This window comes from Cupriavidus cauae (assembly GCF_008632125.1).
Classification (GTDB): domain Bacteria; phylum Pseudomonadota; class Gammaproteobacteria; order Burkholderiales; family Burkholderiaceae; genus Cupriavidus; species Cupriavidus cauae.
The window spans coordinates 162,474-181,702 of record NZ_VWRN01000035.1; the positions used below are offsets into that span (position 1 = coordinate 162,474).

Genomic DNA, 19,229 nt, shown 5'->3' on the forward strand with positions numbered 1-19,229 from the left:
CAGGCCGACACAGCACCATGAACGCAGACCGATCGACCTCCAAGCCCACGCCCGTGATCGCCATCCATGGCGGGGCCGGCACCATCACCCGCGCCGCGATGGACGCGGACAAGGAAGCCCAATACATCGCCGCGCTCGAACAGGCCCTGCGCGCGGGCCAGCGCCTGCTGGCGGACGGCGCCAGCGCCGTCGATGCCGTGACCGAAGCGGTGCGGCTGCTCGAGGACTGTCCGCTGTTCAATGCCGGCAAGGGCGCCGTGCTGACCAACGCCGGCACCTATGAACTCGACGCCGCGGTAATGGACGGCGCCACCCGCGACGCCGGCGCGGTGGCCTGCGTCAAGCGCCTGCGCAATCCGGTACTGGCGGCGCGCGCCGTGATGGAACGCAGCGAGCATGTGCTGTTCGCCGCCGACGGCGCGGAAGCCTTCGCGCAGGCGCAGGGCCTGCCGCTGGTCGAGGCGGATTACTACTACACGCCGGAGCGCCATGCGCAATGGCAACGCGCCCGCGCGGGCAGCGGCATGGCCCTGCTCGATCACGACGCCGCCGCGCTGGCCGCGCGCGCCGACGCCGATGAGGCGGGCGGCGAGCCGCTCGATCCCGGCACCAAGTTCGGCACCGTCGGCGCGGTCGCGCTCGACGCCCAGGGCCGGCTCGCCGCGGCAACGTCCACCGGCGGCATCACCAACAAGCAGCTCGGCCGCGTCGGCGATACGCCGGTAATCGGCGCCGGCTGCTATGCCGACGAACTGGTGGCGGTGTCGACCACCGGCACCGGCGAGATGTTCATCCGCGCGGTGGCGGCCTACGACATCTCGGCGCGCATGCGCTATGCCGGCAGCTCGCTGGAGGCCGCGACGCATGCGGTCGTGATGCAGAGCCTGCCGGCGATCCAGGGCCGGGGCGGGCTGGTGGCGATCGACGCGGCCGGCAATGTCGCGCTGCCGTTCAACACCGAAGGCATGTACCGCGGTCATGCCCGCGTTGGCGAGCCGGTCCACGTGGCGATCTACCGCTGACCCCATGCCCGCAGGTTTCGAGGAACACTCCATGGCTACATCGTCTTCCGCGTCTTCCGCGCCTACCGCATCCAGCCTCGCGCTGCCGCCGCAGCGCGTCGTGTCCGTCAACGACCTGACGGTGCGCTTCGCCACCTCCGAACGCACCGTCGAAGCCGTGCGCGGCCTGTCCTTCCATATCGACCGCGGCGAGACGCTGGCGGTGGTCGGCGAGTCGGGCTCCGGCAAGTCAGTGACCTCGCTGGCGCTGATGCGCCTGGTCGAACATGGCGGCGGACGTCTGGCCAGCGGCAGCATGCTGCTGCGCCGCCGTGGCGGCGACGTGCTCGACCTCGCCAGCGCGGACGCCGGCACGATGCGCGGCATCCGCGGTGCCGATATCGCGATGATCTTCCAGGAGCCGATGACCTCGCTCAATCCGGTGTTCCCGGTCGGCGAGCAGATCGCGGAATCGATCCGCCTGCATCAGAACAAGGGCAGCGCGGCGGCCCGCGCCGAGGCGTTGCGCATGCTCGAGCTGGTGCGCATCCCCGAGGCGCGCCGCGTGCTGGACCGCTATCCGCATCAGCTGTCCGGCGGCATGCGCCAGCGCGTGATGATCGCGATGGCGCTGTCGTGCCGGCCCGCGCTGCTGATCGCCGACGAGCCCACCACCGCGCTGGACGTCACCATCCAGGCCGAGATCCTGCAGCTGATCCGCAATCTGCAGGCCGAGATGCAGATGGGCGTGCTGTTCATCACGCACGACATGGGCGTGGTGGCCGAAATGGCGGACCGCGTGCTGGTGATGTACCGCGGCGAGAAGGTCGAGGAGGGCGACGCGCCGACCGTGTTCGCGCGGCCCGCGCACCCCTACACGCGCGCACTGCTGTCCGCGGTGCCCAAGCTCGGCGCGATGGCAGGCACCGATCTGCCGGCCAAGTTTCCGCTGGTGCGGGTGGAGGGCGGCGATGGGCATGCGAGCGCCGAAGTCCCCGGCGAAAGACCGGCCGCGGCCACGCGTCCCGATGCCTCGGCCCAGCCGATCCTGCGCGTGCGCGATCTCGTGACCCGCTTCGACGTGCCGGGCGGGCTGTTCGGACGGCCGACGCGCCGCGTGCATGCGGTCGAGCGCGTCAGCTTCGACTTGTATCCCGGCGAGACGCTGGCGCTGGTCGGCGAATCGGGCTGCGGCAAATCGACGACGGGCCGTTCGCTGCTGCGCCTGGTCGAAAGCCAGAGCGGCACCATCGAGTTCGCCGGCCAGAACATCGGCGAACTGTCGGGGCCCGCGCTGCAGAGCCTGCGCCGCAATATCCAGTTCATTTTCCAGGACCCGTTCGCCTCGCTCGATCCGCGCGTGCCGGTCGGCTATTCGATCATGGAGCCGCTGCTGGTGCACAAGGTCGCCAGCGGCAAGGAGGCCGAGCAGCGCGTGGCCTGGCTGCTGGACAAGGTCGGCCTGTCACCTGCCCATGCCGCCCGCTATCCGCACGAGTTCTCGGGCGGCCAGCGCCAGCGCATCTGCATCGCGCGCGCCCTGGCGCTGAACCCGAAGGTCGTGATCGCCGACGAGTCGGTGTCCGCGCTGGACGTCTCGATCCAGGCGCAGATCGTCAACCTGATGCTCGACCTGCAGCGCGAGATGGGCATCGCCTTCCTGTTCATCTCGCACGATATGGCGGTGGTCGAACGCGTCAGCCACCGGGTCGCGGTGATGTATCTGGGGCAGATCGTCGAGATCGGCCCGCGCCGCGCGATCTTCGAGAACCCGCAGCATCCCTATACGAAGAAGCTGATGTCCGCGGTACCGGTGGCCGACCCCGCGCGCCGGCATCTGCGGCGCGAGCCGCAGGTCGACGAGCTGCCGAGCCCGATCCGCGCGATCGGCGACGAGCCGGTGGTGCAGCCGCTGGTGGCCGTCGCCCCGGACCACTTCGTTGCGCGGCACGCCGTCGGCGGCGCCTATTGAGGCTGCCCGCGCCAACCCGCATTGTGCCGACCCGTATTGAGCCAACCGTGTTGGGCCAACCGTATTGAGCCAACCCGGGCTGCAAGGCCGCCAAGAGCCGACCCAGCCCGATCACCCTGCCAGTCTTACCAAGGAGAATCGACAATGATGCAAGCCAGTTTGTCCCGACGTGGCGCCGCGCGCCTGATTGCCGGCGGCCTGCTGATGGCCGCGTTTGCGGCCGGACCGGCCTTTGCCGCCAAGGACGCGGTGATGGCGGTGGCCTCTACCTTCACCACGCTCGATCCCTACGATTCGAACGACACGCTGTCGCAGGCGGTCTCCAAGAGCTTCTACCAGGGCCTGTTCGGCCTGGACAAGGACATGAAGCTGGTCAACGTGCTGGCCGACAGCTATGACGTCAGCAAGGACGGACTGGTCTACACCATCAAGGTCAGGAAGGGCGTCAAGTTCCACGACGGCACCAGCTTCGACGCCACCGCCGTCAAGGCCAATCTGGACCGCGTCACCGATCCGGCCAACAAGCTCAAGCGCTACACGCTGTTCAACCGCGTCGCGCGCACCGACGTGGTCGACCCGACCACCGTCAAGATCACGCTGAAGGAGCCGTTCTCGCCGTTCATCAACGTGCTGGCGCACCCGTCGGCCGTGATGATTTCGCCGACCGCGCTGAAGAAGTACGGCAAGGACATCGCGTTCCATCCGGTCGGCACCGGTCCCTTCGAATTCGTCGAGTGGAAGCAGCCCGACCACCTGCGCGGCAAGAAGTTTGCCGGCTACTGGAAGAGCGGCCTGCCGAAGATCGACACGATCACCTGGAAGCCGGTGGTCGACAACAACAGCCGCTCGGCCATCATGCAGACCGGCGAGGCCGACTTCGCCTTCAGCATTCCGTTCGAGCAGGCCGCGGTGCTGAAAGCCAGCCCGAAGGTCGACCTGATCGCGGCGCCGTCGATCATCCAGCGCTACCTGTCGCTCAATACGCAGGTCAAGCCGTTCAACGATCCCAAGGTGCGCCAGGCGATCAACTACGCGATCAACAAGCAGGCGCTGGCCAAGGTGGCGTTCGCCGGCTATGCGGTCCCGGCCGAAGGCGTGGTGCCGCCGGGCGTCGATTTCGCCGAGAAGCTGGGCCCGTGGCCGTACGATCCGGCCAAGGCGCGCGCGCTGCTGAAGGAAGCCGGCTATCCGAACGGCTTCGAAACCACGCTGTGGTCCGCCTATAACCACACCACCGCGCAGAAGGTGATCCAGTTCGTGCAGCAGCAGCTGCAGCAGGTCGGCATCAAGGCCTCGGTGCAGGCGCTCGAGGCCGGCCAGCGCGTCGAGAAGGTCGAGAGCGTGCCCAGGCCCGAGGACGCCGGCGTGCGCATGTACTACGTCGGCTGGTCATCGTCGACCGGCGAATCGGACTGGGCGCTGCGTCCGCTGCTGGCGTCCGAATCGATGCCGCCCAAGCTGCTGAATACCGCGTACTACAAGAACGACCAGGTCGATGCCGACATCGCCGGCGCGCTGCGTACCACCGACCGCAACGAGAAGGCGCGGCTGTACAAGGACGCGCAGCAGCGCATCTGGGCCGACGCCCCGTGGGCCTTCCTGGTGACCGAGCAGGTGCTGTATGCCCGCAGCAAGCGGCTGAGCGGCGCCTATGTGATGCCGGACGGCTCGTTCGAGTTCGAGAACATCGATATCAAGAGCAGCTCGCAGTAAGCCGCGCAGCGCCGCCCGCCCCAGGTATGCGGGGGCGGGGCGGGCGGCCGGCGGTCTTTTGCGGCCATCCTCATTGCCATTGTTGCAAGCCCCCCGGTGTCCGCGCCGGTCGCCGATTGCTGATCGGCGCGGACCCACGGAGTCGTCATGTTGAATTACTTTCTGAAGCGCGTGCTGGGCGTGGTGCCGACGATGCTGATCGTCGCGGTGCTGGTCTTCCTGTTCGTGCATCTGCTGCCCGGCGATCCGGCGCGGCTCGCCGCGGGACCGGAGGCCGATGCCGCCACCGTCGAACTGGTGCGCAAGGACCTGGGCCTGGACAAGCCGCTGCACGAGCAGTTCGTCACCTTCTTCGGCAATGCGCTGCAAGGGGAGTTCGGCAACTCGCTGCGCACCAAGCGCCCGGTCAGCGAGGAGATCGGCGACCGTTTCTTCCCGACGCTGTGGCTGACCGTCGCCTCGATGCTGTGGGCCGTGGTGTTCGGCATGCTGATCGGCATCGGCTCGGCGGTCTGGCGCAATCGCTGGCCGGACCGCATCGGCATGACGCTTGCGGTGTCGGGCATCTCGTTCCCGGCCTTCGCCCTCGGCATGCTGCTGATGGAGATCTTCTCGGTCCAGCTCGGCTGGCTGCCGTCGATCGGCGCGGAAAGCTGGAAGCACTACATCCTGCCGTCGTTGACGCTCGGCGCCGCCGTGGCCGCCGTGATGGCGCGCTTTACGCGGGCGTCGTTCGTCGAGGTGCTGCAGGAAGATTACGTGCGTACGGCGCGCGCCAAGGGCGTGCGCGAGTCGCTGGTGGTCGCCAAGCACTGCCTGCGCAACGCGATGATCCCGGTCGTCACGATGATGGGCCTGCAGTTCGGCTTCCTGCTGGGCGGCTCGATCGTCGTCGAGAAGGTGTTCAACTGGCCCGGCCTCGGCCGGCTGCTGGTCGATGCCGTCGAGATGCGCGACTACCCGGTGATCCAGGCCGAGGTGCTGCTGTTCTCGCTCGAATTCATCCTGATCAATCTGGTGGTAGATCTGCTGTACACGGTGATCAACCCCACCATCCGCTACAAGTGAGGCCGTCCATGACCGAGCTATCGACCGTGGCCAACGAGGCCGCCGTGCCGGGCGCGGCGGCGCAGGCCGAGCCCGTCCGCACGCCGTGGAGCGAATTCTGGCGCAAGTTCCGCCGCCAGCATCTGGCGCTGGCCGCCGGTGTGTTCGTGATCCTGCTGGTGATCGTCGCCGTGCTGTCGCCGCAGCTGGTGCCCTACGATCCCGAGAACTACTTCGACTACGACGCGCTGAACGCCGGGCCGTCGGCGGCGCACTGGTTCGGCGTCGATTCGCTGGGCCGCGACATCTTCAGCCGCATCCTGGCCGGCACGCGCATCTCGCTGGCCGCCGGCTTCTTCTCGGTGATCGTCGGCGCCATCGTCGGCACGCTGCTGGGCCTGCTGGCGGGCTACTACGAGGGCTGGTGGGACCGGATCGTGATGCGGATCTCCGACGTGCTGTTCGCGTTTCCGGGCATCCTGCTGGCGATCGGCATCGTCGCCATCCTGGGCAACGGCATGGTCAACGTGGTGTTCGCGGTGGCGATCTTCAGCATCCCGGCGTTCGCGCGGCTGGTGCGGGGCAACACGCTGATGCTCAAGCGGCTGACCTATATCGAGGCCGCGCGCAGCATCGGCGCGTCCGACTGGACCATCCTGATGCGGCATATCCTGCCGGGCACGATCTCGTCGATCGTCGTCTATTTCTCGATGCGGATCGGCACCTCGATCATCACCGCGGCCAGCCTGTCCTTCCTCGGCCTGGGCGCGCAGCCGCCGACGCCCGAGTGGGGCGCGATGCTGAACGAGGCGCGCGCCGACATGGTCACGGCCCCGCATGTGGCGATCTTTCCCAGCCTGGCGATCTTCCTGACCGTGCTGGCGTTCAACCTGCTGGGCGACGGGCTGCGCGACGCGCTCGATCCGAAGATCGACCGCCGCTGACGGAGGGCCATCGCGATGCCGCACGAACCCTCCGTCGCGCCGGACTTGCCTGCACCGGGCGTTCCTCCGCATATCGGCGACCTGCCGGCGGGCGCACGCAATGCGATCACCGATGTGCCGGGCGTGCGCGTCGGACATTGCACGCTGGCCGATGGCGCGGTGCAGACCGGCGTCACGGTGGTGCTGCCGCACGCCGGCGATCCGTATCTGGACAAGGTTCCGGCCGCGGCCGCGGTGATCAACGGCTTCGGCAAGAGCATCGGGCTGGTGCAAGTCGACGAGCTTGGTGTACTGGAGACGCCGATCGCGCTGACCAACACCTTTGCGGTCGGCGCCGTGGCGCAGGCGCAGATCCGGCAGGCGATCGCGGCCCACGCCGAGATCGGCCGCGGCTGGCCCACCGTCAATCCGCTGGTGTTCGAATGCAATGACGGCTATCTGAACGACATCCAGGCGATGGCCATCGGCGAAACGCACTATCGGCAGGCCTGCGCCGCGGCCGGCGCCGATGTTGCGCAGGGCGCGGTCGGGGCAGGGCGCGGCATGTCGGCGTTCGGCGTCAAGGGCGGCATCGGCACGGCGTCGCGGCTTGCGGGGCCTTATCGCGTGGGTGCGCTGGTGCTGGCGAACTACGGCACGCCGGCGATGCTGACGGTCGCCGGCAGGCGGGTCGGTGCCGAACTGGCGCAGCGGCTGGCCGCGCCCACTGCAACGGACGCCGCCACAACGAACGCCGCCACAACGAACGCCGCCACAACGAACGCCGCCGCAACGGACGCTGCGCCCGCTGCAACGGACGCGGGGCGGGCCGCAACGGACGCCGCGCAGACTGCCGCCGATTCCGGGCCGGAGAAGGGCTCGATCATCATGATCGTTGCCACCGACGCGCCGCTCGATTCCCGCCAGCTGGGACGGCTGGCGCGGCGTGCCGGCGCGGGGCTGGCACGCACCGGATCGGTCTACGGTCATGGCTCCGGCGATATCGCGCTGGCCTTCAGCACCGCCTATACCGTGCCGCACGACGCCGCCACGCCGATGCCGGCCGTCGCGATGGTCCACGAGACCGAGCTCGATCCGCTGTTCCATGCCGTGGCCGACAGCGTCGAGCAGGCCATCCTGCATGCGCTGTGGCACGCCGAGACCGTCAGCGGCCGCGACGGCCATTGCCGCCGCAGCCTGCTGTCGTGGATGCCTGAATTGAATTTCGCCGACTGAACCGCGCACGCCGCCGCTGCGGTCGGCGCGCGCCATTCCCGCGTGCGTCGCCGCTGCGTTTTGCGCGCGCCATTCCCATGAAGATCCTGATCTCCACCGATATCGAGGGCGTCGCCGGCGTCTTCCATCCCGAACAGACGCGCCCGGGCAATGGCGAGTACGAGCGCGCCCGCGCCTGGATGACGCGCGAAGCCGACGCCGCGGCGCGGGGCGCCTTCGCGGCCGGGGCCGAGGCCGTCTGGGTCAACGACTCGCATGGGGGCTTCCGCAACCTGCTGCCGGACCTGCTGGACCCCCGTGTGCGCATCGTGCTAGGCAAGCCGCGCTACGCCGGCATGATGAGCGGGATCGAGCAGGATTGCGACGGCGTGCTGATGATCGGCTATCACGGCCGCGCGCAAGGCCGCGGCATCCTGGCGCATACGATCAACAGCAGCGCGTTCGCCAGCGTGACGATCGGCGGCATCGAACTCGGCGAAGCGGGGCTGTACGCCGCGCTGGCGGGCGAGGCCGATGTGCCGGTGCTGATGGCGAGCGGCGACGATGTCTTCGTCGAGGAAACGTCGGCGCTGATGCCGTGGGTGCGCTACGTGGCCACCAAGCGCGCGCAGGGGCAGGGCAGCGGGGATTCGATGACGCCGGCGGCTGCGTGCGAGGCGATCGGCGCGGCCGCGCAAGCCGCGGTCCGCGCGCTGCGGACCGATCCGGCCGGGGCCCGGCCCTTCACCATTCCTGGCCCCGTCACGTGCCAATTGCGCACCCTGACGCCCGCGCACGCCGACCTGTTCTGCCAATGGCCCACGCTGCGGCGGCTCGATGGCGTCACGCTGAGTTTCGATGCGCCCAGCGTGACCGACGCGGTGCGCATGCTGAACTGCCTGTCGGCGATGTCGTTCATGCTGCGGTAGCCGCGAATGGGGCAGCGTGGGTTTTCTCCCCTCTCCCGCTTGCGGGAGAGGGGCGGGAGAGAAGGCAAATGGCAGCCGCTATGTCGCTGCAGTTTGAAACCACCTCCTTCTCCCCAACCCTCGCCCCCGTGAGGGGGAGGGAGAATTCCGCCGACAAGAATCAGTGCCGGCCCGCCGGCGCCCAACCTCAAGCCACCGGCAACGTCTTGCTGAACACGCTGACGCCATCGAGGTCGCGCAGGTCCACCGTCAGTGCCTTCGTCGACGGATCGATATTGACCTCGCCGAAGAACTGGAAGCCCGAATAGGGCGACAGGTTCGCCTGGCCCGCGGGCGGCGCCTTCTGGAAGACCAGCTGCGGGCCGAAGGTGGCGTCGAGCTGGTTGGGGCCGAAGGTCCCGGCGTTCAGCGGGCCGGCCACGAACTCCCAGAACGGCGAGAAATCGGTGAACTGTGCCTTCGACGGATCGTAGTAGTGCGCGGCGCAATAGTGCACGTCGGCGGTCAGCCAGACCACATTGGGCACGCCCTTGATGGCGCGCAGCAGCCGCGCGGTTTCCAGCTCGCGGCCCAGCGCCGCGCCGTCGTTGCCGTTGGCGATCGCTTCCCAGCGGGCGTTGCCGGCCGCGTCCTTGCCGTCCGGCACCCACAGGCCGATCGGCATGTCGGCGGCGATGATCTTCCACGTGGCCTGCGATTGCTTCACGCCGTTGACCAGCCATTCCAGCTGCTCGTTGCCGAGGAACACCGTGTCGCCGTTCTCGGTGGTCTGCAGGTTGGCGGTATTGCCGCCACGATACGTGCGCATGTCGAGGACGAACACGTCCAGCAGCGGGCCGTAGGAAACCTTGCGATAGAGCGTTTGCTCTGACGCGGTGCTGCCGATCCGCATCGGCGCATATTCGCGGAAGGCCTGGGTGGCGCGGGCGACCAGCGTGGCGATGTTCTTCTCGGTGTAGCGCGCGTCGGCGCTCAGGTCCTTGGTGGGCGACCAGTTGTTGGTGACCTCATGGTCGTCCCATTGCCAGATCTGCGGCACCTCGGCCGAGAAGCGGCGCACGTTCTCGTCCATCAGGTTGTAGCGATAGCGGCCGCGGTATTCGTCCAGCGTTTCGGCGACCTTGGAGACCTCCGGCGTCACCAGGTTCTTCCACACGCGGCCGTTCTCGGCGGTGGCCTCGGCCAGGATCGGGCCGTCCGCGTAGATCGTGTCGCCGCTGTGCAGGAAGAAGTCCGGCTCGCGGCGGCGCATCGCCTCGAAGATCTTCATGCCGCCGAACTCGGTATTGATGCCCCAGCCCTGGCCCGCGACGTCGCCACCCCAGACGAAGCGCACGGGGCGATTGGCGTCGGTGCGCGGGATCGTGCGGAACTGGCCCGGCACCACCACGCCGGTCGCGCGCGGATTGTCGATGCTGTCACAGGCGACGCGCAGGAAGATCGATTCGCCGGCCGGCAGGCCCGACAGCTCCACGCGGCCGGTGAAATCGGACGCGGCGCTGACGGTGGGGCCGAGCACCTTGCGCGGATTGCGGAAGCTGTCGGTGGTGTCGTACTCCACGCGCAGCTGCGCGGCGCGGTCGGCGCGCGCCCAGACCACCGCGCGTCCATCGCCCACATCGCCGATCTGGATGCCGTACGGCAGCTTGGGCCGCTCGCTGTCGGGCACGATGACCGCCGGCGCCTCGGGCGAGTCGTCGGAGCCGCAGGCGGTCAGGCCGAGGCTGGTGCCGAGGCCGAGCGCGCCGGTGTGGATCAGGAAACGTCGACGGGGGTAGGGGGATCGGGTCATGTCCTGCCTCTCGGGTGTGGGGAAGGGAAAGGCAGGACCTTAGCTGGCGATTGCGAAAGAATGATGAAAGCCGGCGCCGGCCGGGACAGGCGTGCGGCGGACGCGCGGCAGACGCGAGGCAAGCGGGATGGCATGGTCGTTGCGGAACACCGGTTCCTGCGTACCAACAATCAAGGAGATGGCGATGAATCCCTCGCAACCCGGCACGAATCAGGGCGGTGCCAGCATCGTAGGATCGGGCGTCGGTGAAGGCCCCGGCCCGGAAGTGATGGCGGCCTCCAGCCTCGAGGACACCAAGGTCTATTCGTCCGACGGCGAGCACGTCGGCGAGATCAGCGAAATCATGCTCGACGTACCGCGCGGCCGCATTGCCTATGCCGTGCTGACCACCGGCGGCTTTCTGGGCATGGGCGACACGCTGCACGCGATTCCGTGGAACGCGCTGGTCATGGATACCGACCAGAAATGCTTCCGCCTCGGCATCACGGCCGACCGCATCAAGTCGGCGCCCGGCTTCAACAAGGACCAGTGGCCGCGCATGGCGGACCCGCAATGGGGAACGCAGCTGCACCAGTACTACGAGCGCGAGCCGTATTGGCTGTCCGGCGGCGGCACGCTGTGATATCGGCGGCGCGCACCGCATGCCTTCCATGCGGGCGCGTCGTTCTTACAGCGGCATGTAATTCCGCAATGGGCGACGTGGCCGCAGGCGGCGCGCCCCACGTTGCAGGCAGTCCCCGCTAGATCACCCTGGCCGCGCAAAACGCGGCCAGTTGCGTGGCGGGGGGGTTCTGGCGTTGTCAGCGAAGGGGCCTCAATCGAGGCGCGTGCCGGTCGCCTCGACCTGAGCGGCCCACCAGGCTGTCTCGCTGCGGATCTGCGCGGCGAACGCTTCGGGGCTGTTGCCGACGGGCTCGGCGCCCAGTTCGATCACCCGCTTGCGCATCTCCGGCGTGGCCAGGATGCGGGCGCAGGCTTGATGCAGCTTGTCGATGACGGGCTTGGGCGTGCCGGCCGGCGCCATCAGGCCCTTCCAAGCGGTGACCAGATAGCCCTTGACGCCCGCCTCGTCGAAGGTCGGCACATCGGGCAGCGCGGCGGCGCGCTTGTCGCTGGCGACCGCGATCGGCCGCAGCTTGCCCGCCTGCACCTGGGCCAGCAGCGCCGGCATGTTGTCGATCATCAGATCGATATGCCCCGCCATCAGGTCGGCGACGGCCGGGCCGCTGCCCTTGTAGGGGACGTGCTGCATCTTCAGGCCGGCGGTGCGGTTCAGCAGCTCGCCGCCGAGATGGGCGACGGTGCCGTTGCCGGGCGAGCCGAACGACAGCTTGCCCGGATGGCTGCGCGCATGGGCGAGGAACTCGGACAGGTTGCGTACCGGCAGCTGGGCCTTCACCGCCATCAGGTTGTGCTCGCGCGCCAGCACCGTGACGGGCGCCAGGTCGCGCGCGGGATCGAACGGCATCTTGCTGTACAGGCTCGGATTGATCACGGTAGGGCCTGCCGCGGCGAGCAGCAGCGTCTAGCCATCGGGCGCGGCGCGCGCCACGCTTTCGCCGGCGATATTGCCGCCCGCGCCGGGCTTGTTCTCGACCACTACCACCTGGCCCAGCTCTGTCTTCAGGCGATCGGCGAGCAGGCGCGCCAGGATATCGGACGAACCGCCGGGCGCGAACGGCACCACCAGGCGGATCGGCTTGCCGGGATAGGCCGCGTCGGCGCGGGCCGCGCCGCTCAGCGTGGCGGTGCCGATCGCCAGGGCGATGGTGGCGACAAGGGTCTTGAACATGGTGTCTCCTGTTGTGTTTTATCGGCCGGGCCGCTGGATCCAATGTCCGATCAAGCGTCCGATCAAGCGTCCGATCAAGCGTCCGATCAAGCGTCCGATCAAGCGCCGATCAAGCGCCGATCAAGCGCCGATCAAGCGCCGATCAAGCGCCGGCCTGCGCCAGCGTGCGCTTGGCGATATTGAGCTGGTGGATCTGGCTGGTGCCCTCGTACAGGCGGAACAGCCGCACATCGCGATAGAAGCGCTCGATGCCGTAGTCGGCGATATATCCGTAGCCGCCGAACATCTGCACGCAGCGGTCGGCGACGCGCCCGCACATCTCCGAGGCGAAGTACTTGCAGATCGACGCCTGCATCGTCACGTCCTCGCCGCGGTCGCGCTGGCGCGCGGTCTCGAGCACCAGCGCGCGGGCCGCGTGGATTTCGGTCTGGCAGTCGGCGATCATCGCCTGCACCAGCTGGAAGCTCGACAGCGGCTCGCCGAACTGCTTGCGCGTGCGGACGAAGCGGATCGCATCGTCGAGCATGCGGATGGCCGGGCCGATGCACAGCGCCGACAGATGGATGCGCTGCTTGTTCAGCACCTTCATCGCCGTACGGAAGCCCTGGCCCTCGACGCCGCCGATCAGGTTGGCGGCGGGCACGCGGCAATCGTCGAAATGGACCTCCGACACCGGCGAGCCTTCCTGCCCCATCTTGCGGTAGGCCGACCCGGTGCTCAGGCCCGGCGTGCCGCGCTCGACCAGGAAGGCCGAGATGCCGGAGGCGCCGGTGGTCTCGGGATCCGTGCGCGCCATCACCGTGAACAGCCCGGCGATCGGCGCATTGGTGATGAAGCATTTGGTGCCGTTGAGCACATAGTGGTCGCCATCGCGGCGCGCCGACGTGGTCAGCGCCGTTGCATCCGAGCCGGCCTCGGGCTCGGTCAGCGCGAACGAGCCGGTGATCTCGCCGCTCGCCAGGCGCGGCAGATAGCGCTGCTTCTGCTCTGGCGTGCCATCGGCAACCAGCGCTTCCGAGCCGATGCCGGTATTGGTGCCGACGCGCGCGCGGAAGGCCACCGAGCACTGCGACAGTTCGATCGCGGCCAGCACCAGTTCCTCGGTCGTCATGCCCGCACCGCCGTAGGTCTCCGGAATCGAGAAGCCGAACAATCCGATGTCGGCCATCTCCTTGACCAGGTCGGCCGGCACCTCGTCGCGCGATGCCACCTCGGCCTCGCGCGGCACCAGGCGCTGCTGCACGAAGCGGCGCAGCTGCGCCAGGAATGCGGGGTAGGTCTCGGGGTCTCGGATCATCGTGATGGCTTCCTGTTTGGGTTGGCGGTGGAGCGCGGGACATGCCCCGCGGTCCGACATCGGAGTGGAAGGCAGCGTAGCAATGCGGGCGGAAATAGTGGATCGTTGTTTCGCTATCTTGAACAACTCGCCATTGCCAGGCTGGCCCGGCGCGCTATGATCGAGGCAGTGGGGCGATGCGCGCGGCGTGCCGCCTCTTGTCGCCGTACCTCCCGAAGCGCCGCCGATGGCTCCACGCCCCCATCATCCCGATCCCGCCTTCGCCACCACGCTGGCGCACGGCCTGTCGCTGCTGCAGTGCTTCGGCATCGGCGACAGCGTGCTCAGCAACAAGGAACTGGCCGAGCGCACCGGCCTGTCGCCGGCGACCGTCAGCCGCCTGACCTACACGCTGGCGGCACGCGGCCTGCTGCGCTACGACGCGCAATTGCGCCGCTATCGGCTGGGATCGACCACGCTGGCGCTCGGCTACCCGCTGCTGGCCACGCTGCGCATCCGGCAATTGGCGCGGCCGCTGATGAAGCAGCTGGCCGACGAGATCGACGGTTCCGTGTCGCTGGGCCTGCGCGACCGCACGCAGATGGTCTACGTGGAGACGAGCCGCGGCCACGACGCGATGGCGTTCCGGCCCGATATCGGCGCGACGCTGCCGATGCTGCCGACCGCGATCGGGCGCGCCTGGCTGTGCACGGCGTTGCCGCGGGAAAGCGCGCCGGTGCTGGCGGCATTGCGCAAGGCCGATCCGGCGGAATTCCGGCGGCAGGCGTCCGCGCTCGAGCGCGCCCGGGAAGAGATGGCCGAGTTCGGCTTCTGTACCTCGCGCGGCGAATGGCAGAGCGACATCCATGCCGTGGCGGCGCCGCTGCCGACGCGTATCGATGGGGAAGTCATGGTGTTCAACTGCGGCGTGCTCGGCGTGCGGATGACCCCGCGCAAGCTCGAGCGGCAGATGGGCCCGCGGCTGCTGAGGATGGTCGCGAAGGTCGAGGCCGCGCTGAGGAGGAGCCGATGACGCGGCCTGGCTCGCGCTCTGACTCGCGCCCTGGATTGCGCTCCGGCTCGCGCTCGGAGTCGCGCCAAGACTCGCGCTCCGACTCGCGCTCCGACTCGCGGTCCGACTCGCCGTCCGACGCGCGCTCGGGCAAGCGTTCCGATGTGCGCGCCGGCTCGCGGCCCGGTTCCCGCGCCAGCGCGGCGCAGCCCCTGCCGCGCTCCAACGAGCCGGCCGACAAGGACCGGCAGTTCGCCGCCACGCTGGCGAACGGCATCGACATCCTGCTGGCCTTCGACAGCGGCGACGCGATGCTCGGCAATCGCGATTTCGCCGAGCGTACCGGACTGTCGAAGACCACCGTTGCCCGGTTGACGCACACGCTGACCGCGTTGGGCTATCTGCGCCACGACACGGTGCTGCGCAAATACCGGCTCGGCGCGGCGGTGCTGTCGATGGGCTATCCGCTGCTGGCCAGCATGCATCTGCGCCAGCTGGCGCGGCCGCTGATGAAGGCGCTGGCGGACCGGCTGTGCGGCGCGGTATCGCTCGGTATCCGCGATCGCACGCAGATGATCTATGTCGAGACCGCGCGCTCGACCGACAGCCTGATCGTGACGCCGGAGATCGGCGCCGCGCTGCCGATGCTGTCCACCGCCATCGGCCGCGCCTGGCTCAGCCACGCCCCGGCGCACGAACGCGAGGCGGTGCTGAACCAGCTGCGGCTGCAGGACCCCGACGCCTTCGCCCGCGCCCAGCCGCGCCTGGCCGATGCCCGCCGCGACCTGGAGCGGCAAGGCTACTGCGCCAACCGCGCCGAATGGCGTCCCGAGGTCTACGGCTTCGCGGTGCCAATGTGCCAGCCGGTCGGCTCGCAATTGTTCGTGCTGAACTGCGGCGTGCCGGCCGCGCAGGGCAGTTTCGCGGCGATCGAGAAGCAGGCCGGGCCGCAGTTGCGCGCGCTGATGCTCGATATCGAGAGGATGCTGGGGTTGCGATAGCGCGCCGGTAACCCGGCTTCGTGCTCCGGCATGCTGCGATGCGACAAGGGCCGGCCTGGAGAAGAGCTAGACCGAAGTGCCGGTCACCGTGCCGTTATTCCGCATCGCAGCAATGGCCCGTTCGTCACTGACCCGCTTCCGTTATTGCGAAATCCGATTCAATCCTGCTCTTCATTGACTTGACCTTGCGTAAACACGCCTCTACGATCCCCGTCCTATAGCCAATGTGTTCGTATATAGAACGCTAGTTCGAAATGCGGCACTCGCGCAGCAACACACGACGCCTTTCGGCACGTTTTTGGAGACAGATCTTGAGCAAGGTCGCCGGGTTCTTTACTGAACTGATGCGCCGGTATTTGCCGGACCCCTTCGTTTTTGCCATCGGACTGACGCTGCTGAGCATGGTGATGGCCATGCTGGTGCAGGGACAGGCCGCGCCCGCCGTGATCCTGGAATGGGGCAAGGGCTTCTGGAACCTGCTGGCGTTCACCACGCAGATGGCCGTGATCCTCGCGATGGGCTACGTGCTGGCGACCGCGCCGCTGGTCGACCGTTTCCTCGACCGCATCGTCGAACGCGTGGCCACGCCGCGCGGCGCGGTGATCGTCGCCACGCTGGTCGGCGGCATCGGCAGCTATCTGAACTGGGGCTTCGGGCTGGTGATCGGCGGTATCGTCGCGCGCAAGCTGGCGCTGAGGGTCAAGGGCGTCCACTATCCGCTGATCATCGCCGCGGCCTACAGCGGCTTCACGCTGTACGGCCTCGGCCTGTCGGCCAGCATCCCGGTGCTGATTTCGACGCCGGGTCATCCGATGGAAAAGCTGATGGGCGTGATCGCGCTGAAGGACACGATCTTCTCGACGCCAATGCTGCTGACCAGCCTGGCGGTGATCATCACGCTGCCACTGCTCAACGCGATGCTGCATCCGCGCGATCCGAAGGACGTGACCGAAATCAATGCGCAAGCCGAAACGCGCGCGGAGCAGGGCAGTGCGGCCGGCGGCCACAGCATGGGGCTGGAGAACACGCTGGCCACGCGGATGAACAACAGCCGGCTGCTCAGCCTGGTGATCGGTGTCTGCGGGCTGGCCTACGTGGGGCTGTACTTCACGCAGGGCGGCACGCTCGACCTGAACCTGATCAACTTCCTGATCCTGTTCATCGGCGTGCTGCTGCTCGGCACGCCGGCCAACTACGTGGCCAAGCTGAACGAGGGCATCAAGACGATTTCGGGCATCATCCTGCAGTATCCGTTTTATGCGGGCATCATGGCGGTGATGGCCGGATCGGGCCTGGTCGACACCATCTCGCGCGTGTTCGTCGATATCGCGACGCCGCAGACGCTGCCGTTCTGGGGGCTGGTCAGCTCGTTCTTCATCAACTTCTTCGCGCCCTCCGGCGGCGGCCACTGGGTCATCCAGGGACCGTTCATGATCGATGCGGCCAAGGCAATCGGCAGCTCGGTCGCGCAGACCTCGATGTCGGTGATGCTCGGCAATGCCTGGAACGACCTGGTGCAGCCGTTCTGGATCCTGCCGGCGCTGGCGCTGTCGAAGCTGAAGCTCAAGGACGTGATGGGCTACACCGTGATCATGATGTTCTGGGTCGGCCTGATCTACATCGTCGCCATGCTGGCGTGGGGCGCGCAGATCTGACGATCCGGGTCTGGCCATCGGTCACCGCGCTTTGCCAACGACAACACAGGAGACACCATGCCGTACATCATCGAGACCTTCGACAAGCCCGACCACCAGCACGTACGCAAGGCCCAGCGGCCGGCGCATCTGGACTTCCTCGAAGCCAACAAGTCGCTGCTGCTGGCCTGCGGTGCCAAGCTGAACGACGATGGCAGCGATGCGGGCGGTGGTGTCTATATCGTCGATGTCGAGACCCGCGAGGCCGCGCAGGCGCTGATCGAAGCCGATCCCTTCCATCAGGCGGGCCTGTTCGCCGAAGTGCGGATCACGCGCTGGCGCAAGGCCTATCTCGATGGCGTCTGCTGTCTCTGACTGACATCCCGATCGATCGGACCGCGCGGGCCGGCGCATCGGCGCTGGCACCGCGGCGCGTCCGTGCCGGAGGCTATCCCCGATGCGATGGAAACAACGGCCGGAAGGCTCCAACTGGGGCGATTTCGGCGCCGACGACCAGCTCGGCCGTCTGAACCTGATCACCGCGGACAAGATCCGCGCCGCCGCGCAGGAGATCCGCAGCGGCCGCACGTTCTGCCTGTCGCTGCCGCTCGATCTGCCGGGTGGCAATGCGCTGAACGTGCGCCGGCATCCGCCGGTGCTGCGGCCCACCTATCGCGACGACATTCCGTACGTCAATTTCCCGCTGGCCAGGGTCGATGCCAATGCGCTCGACGTGCTCAGCGACGACCAGGTCCTGCTGTCGCTGCAGTATTCGACGCAGTGGGACTCGCTGGCCCACGTCGGCGCGCTGTTCGATGCCGACGGCGATGGTGTGGCCGAACGCGTCTATTACAACGGCTTCCGGCCCAATGCGGAGATCGTCGGGCCGGTCGACTATGCCGAGGCCGATGATTTCGCCGCGCATCCCTGCGGGCATGACCATAGCCACGCCGATGCGCTGGGCATCGAGACGCTGGCCGTGCATGGCGCGCAGGGGCGGGGCGTGCTGGTCGATCTGGCGGAGCATTTTGGCCGCGATTTCCGCACCGTCGGCTACGACGACCTGATGCGCGTGATGGACGCCGATCAGGTCGCCGTCGAGACCGGCGACATCCTGGTGCTGCGCACCGGCTTCGCCGAGATGGTGCTCGAGATGGGCGGCAGGCCCGATGCGCACGCGCTGCATCACAGCTGCTGCGCGCTCGATGGCCGCGACGAGCGGCTGCTGCAATGGATCACCGATGCGGGCATCGCCGCGCTGGCCGCCGACAACTACGCGGTCGAACGCTTTCCGGCCCGGCCACCGGCGCCGGGGCAGGGCGCGGTGCCGATGCTGCCGCTGCATCATCACTGCCTGTTCAAGCTGGGTCTGCCACTGGGCGAGCTGTGGTATCTGCGCGATCTCGCCGCGTGCCTGCGCGCAGAAAGGCGTTCGCGCTTTTTCCTGACCGCGCCGCCGCTGCGCCTGCCCGGCGCGATGGGCTCGCCCGTGACGCCGATCGCCACGGTATGACCTCGCTTACTCTCTTCACCGTACCGCTACAACAAGGAGATCGCCATGCTGTTCATGGTTGAAATGACCGTCCGCATTCCCCATTCGGCCGACCCGCAGGCCGTCGACAAGCTGAAGGCCGACGAGAAGGCGTTTTCGCAGCAGCTGCAGCGCGAAGGCAAGTGGCGCCACCTGTGGCGCGTGGTGGGCCAGTACGCCAACGTCAGCATCTTCGACGTCAAGGACAACGACGAGCTGCATACGCTGCTGACCTCGCTGCCGCTGTATCCGTATATGGAGATGAAGGTCACGCCGCTGGCGCAACACGGTTCCGCGATCGCGCAGAACTGATGTCTGTGTCGCTCCGCGCGGGCGCTTTCCCGCGCCGCGCGGGGCATCGATCGATCGTCGTCCCGAGTACCGCCGCGAA

16 protein-coding genes and 1 pseudogene are annotated in these 19,229 nt (G+C 68.1%); 14 read left to right on the plus strand and 3 right to left on the minus strand.

What is annotated here, in order from left to right:
* The first annotated feature begins 17 nt into the window (after positions 1 to 17).
* The 7 genes from F1599_RS14275 to F1599_RS14305 all read left to right on the plus strand — a co-directional run bounded on the left by F1599_RS14275 (position 18) and on the right by F1599_RS14305 (position 8,800).
* Positions 18 to 1,022, plus strand: a complete 1,005-nt coding sequence (locus F1599_RS14275; RefSeq protein ID WP_149318204.1) for an isoaspartyl peptidase/L-asparaginase family protein — start codon at positions 18 to 20, stop codon at positions 1,020 to 1,022.
* A 31-nt stretch (positions 1,023 to 1,053) separates the two neighbouring features.
* On the plus strand, positions 1,054 to 2,973 hold the full coding sequence (locus tag F1599_RS14280; protein ID WP_150083487.1) for a dipeptide ABC transporter ATP-binding protein: 1,920 nt from the start codon (positions 1,054 to 1,056) through the stop codon (positions 2,971 to 2,973).
* Positions 2,974 to 3,120: 147 nt separating this feature from the next.
* Positions 3,121 to 4,686: a glutathione ABC transporter substrate-binding protein GsiB gene (gene gsiB / locus F1599_RS14285; RefSeq protein WP_149318388.1), complete on the plus strand. Its 1,566-nt coding sequence runs from the start codon at positions 3,121 to 3,123 to the stop codon at positions 4,684 to 4,686.
* Positions 4,687 to 4,833: 147 nt separating this feature from the next.
* Complete coding sequence (gene gsiC / locus F1599_RS14290) at positions 4,834 to 5,754, plus strand: glutathione ABC transporter permease GsiC (protein ID WP_149318206.1); 921 nt, start codon at positions 4,834 to 4,836, stop codon at positions 5,752 to 5,754.
* Between the two features lie 8 nt (positions 5,755 to 5,762).
* Entirely contained in the window at positions 5,763 to 6,677 is a 915-nt protein-coding gene (gene gsiD / locus F1599_RS14295) for a glutathione ABC transporter permease GsiD (protein WP_223819641.1), read from the plus strand.
* A gap of 15 nt (positions 6,678 to 6,692) precedes the next feature.
* A complete protein-coding gene (locus F1599_RS14300) occupies positions 6,693 to 7,892 on the plus strand; it encodes a DmpA family aminopeptidase (protein WP_190286358.1) in 1,200 nt (399 codons plus the stop codon).
* Between the two features lie 77 nt (positions 7,893 to 7,969).
* Positions 7,970 to 8,800, plus strand: coding sequence for a M55 family metallopeptidase (locus F1599_RS14305; RefSeq protein ID WP_149318208.1), 831 nt, complete (start codon positions 7,970 to 7,972; stop codon positions 8,798 to 8,800).
* Positions 8,801 to 8,987: 187 nt separating this feature from the next.
* On the opposite strand, the gene F1599_RS14310 is transcribed toward F1599_RS14305, so the two are convergent.
* Positions 8,988 to 10,592: an alkaline phosphatase D family protein gene (locus F1599_RS14310; RefSeq protein WP_150083488.1), complete on the minus strand. Its 1,605-nt coding sequence runs from the start codon at positions 10,590 to 10,592 to the stop codon at positions 8,988 to 8,990.
* A 184-nt stretch (positions 10,593 to 10,776) separates the two neighbouring features.
* On the opposite strand from F1599_RS14310, the gene F1599_RS14315 reads away from it, so the two are divergent.
* The gene (locus F1599_RS14315; RefSeq protein ID WP_149318210.1) at positions 10,777 to 11,214 is read left to right on the plus strand and encodes a PRC-barrel domain-containing protein; all 438 of its coding nucleotides are present in this window, start codon (positions 10,777 to 10,779) and stop codon (positions 11,212 to 11,214) included.
* Positions 11,215 to 11,406: 192 nt separating this feature from the next.
* On the opposite strand, the pseudogene F1599_RS14320 reads toward F1599_RS14315, so the two are convergent.
* Both F1599_RS14320 and F1599_RS14325 read right to left on the minus strand, forming a co-directional pair.
* Positions 11,407 to 12,384 (minus strand): annotated as a pseudogene (locus tag F1599_RS14320) (Bug family tripartite tricarboxylate transporter substrate binding protein).
* Positions 12,385 to 12,526: 142 nt separating this feature from the next.
* Complete coding sequence (locus tag F1599_RS14325; RefSeq protein WP_150083489.1) at positions 12,527 to 13,681, minus strand: acyl-CoA dehydrogenase family protein; 1,155 nt, start codon at positions 13,679 to 13,681, stop codon at positions 12,527 to 12,529.
* A gap of 226 nt (positions 13,682 to 13,907) precedes the next feature.
* Here F1599_RS14325 and F1599_RS14330 point away from each other — a divergent pair, with 226 nt between their 5' ends.
* From F1599_RS14330 to catC, 6 genes are all read left to right on the plus strand, one after another.
* Complete coding sequence (locus F1599_RS14330) at positions 13,908 to 14,693, plus strand: IclR family transcriptional regulator (RefSeq protein ID WP_150083490.1); 786 nt, start codon at positions 13,908 to 13,910, stop codon at positions 14,691 to 14,693.
* A 191-nt stretch (positions 14,694 to 14,884) separates the two neighbouring features.
* Complete coding sequence (locus F1599_RS14335; RefSeq protein ID WP_150083573.1) at positions 14,885 to 15,673, plus strand: IclR family transcriptional regulator; 789 nt, start codon at positions 14,885 to 14,887, stop codon at positions 15,671 to 15,673.
* A gap of 311 nt (positions 15,674 to 15,984) precedes the next feature.
* A complete protein-coding gene (locus tag F1599_RS14340; protein WP_149318213.1) occupies positions 15,985 to 17,328 on the plus strand; it encodes a short-chain fatty acid transporter in 1,344 nt (447 codons plus the stop codon).
* Between the two features lie 57 nt (positions 17,329 to 17,385).
* Positions 17,386 to 17,682 carry a YciI family protein gene (locus F1599_RS14345; RefSeq protein WP_150083491.1) on the plus strand — a complete coding sequence of 99 codons (297 nt, stop codon included), beginning with the start codon at positions 17,386 to 17,388 and terminating at the stop codon, positions 17,680 to 17,682.
* A gap of 82 nt (positions 17,683 to 17,764) precedes the next feature.
* A complete protein-coding gene (locus F1599_RS14350; protein WP_150083492.1) occupies positions 17,765 to 18,820 on the plus strand; it encodes a cyclase family protein in 1,056 nt (351 codons plus the stop codon).
* A gap of 45 nt (positions 18,821 to 18,865) precedes the next feature.
* Positions 18,866 to 19,150 carry a muconolactone Delta-isomerase gene (catC, locus tag F1599_RS14355; RefSeq protein WP_149318216.1) on the plus strand — a complete coding sequence of 95 codons (285 nt, stop codon included), beginning with the start codon at positions 18,866 to 18,868 and terminating at the stop codon, positions 19,148 to 19,150.
* Positions 19,151 to 19,229: the final 79 nt, after the last annotated feature.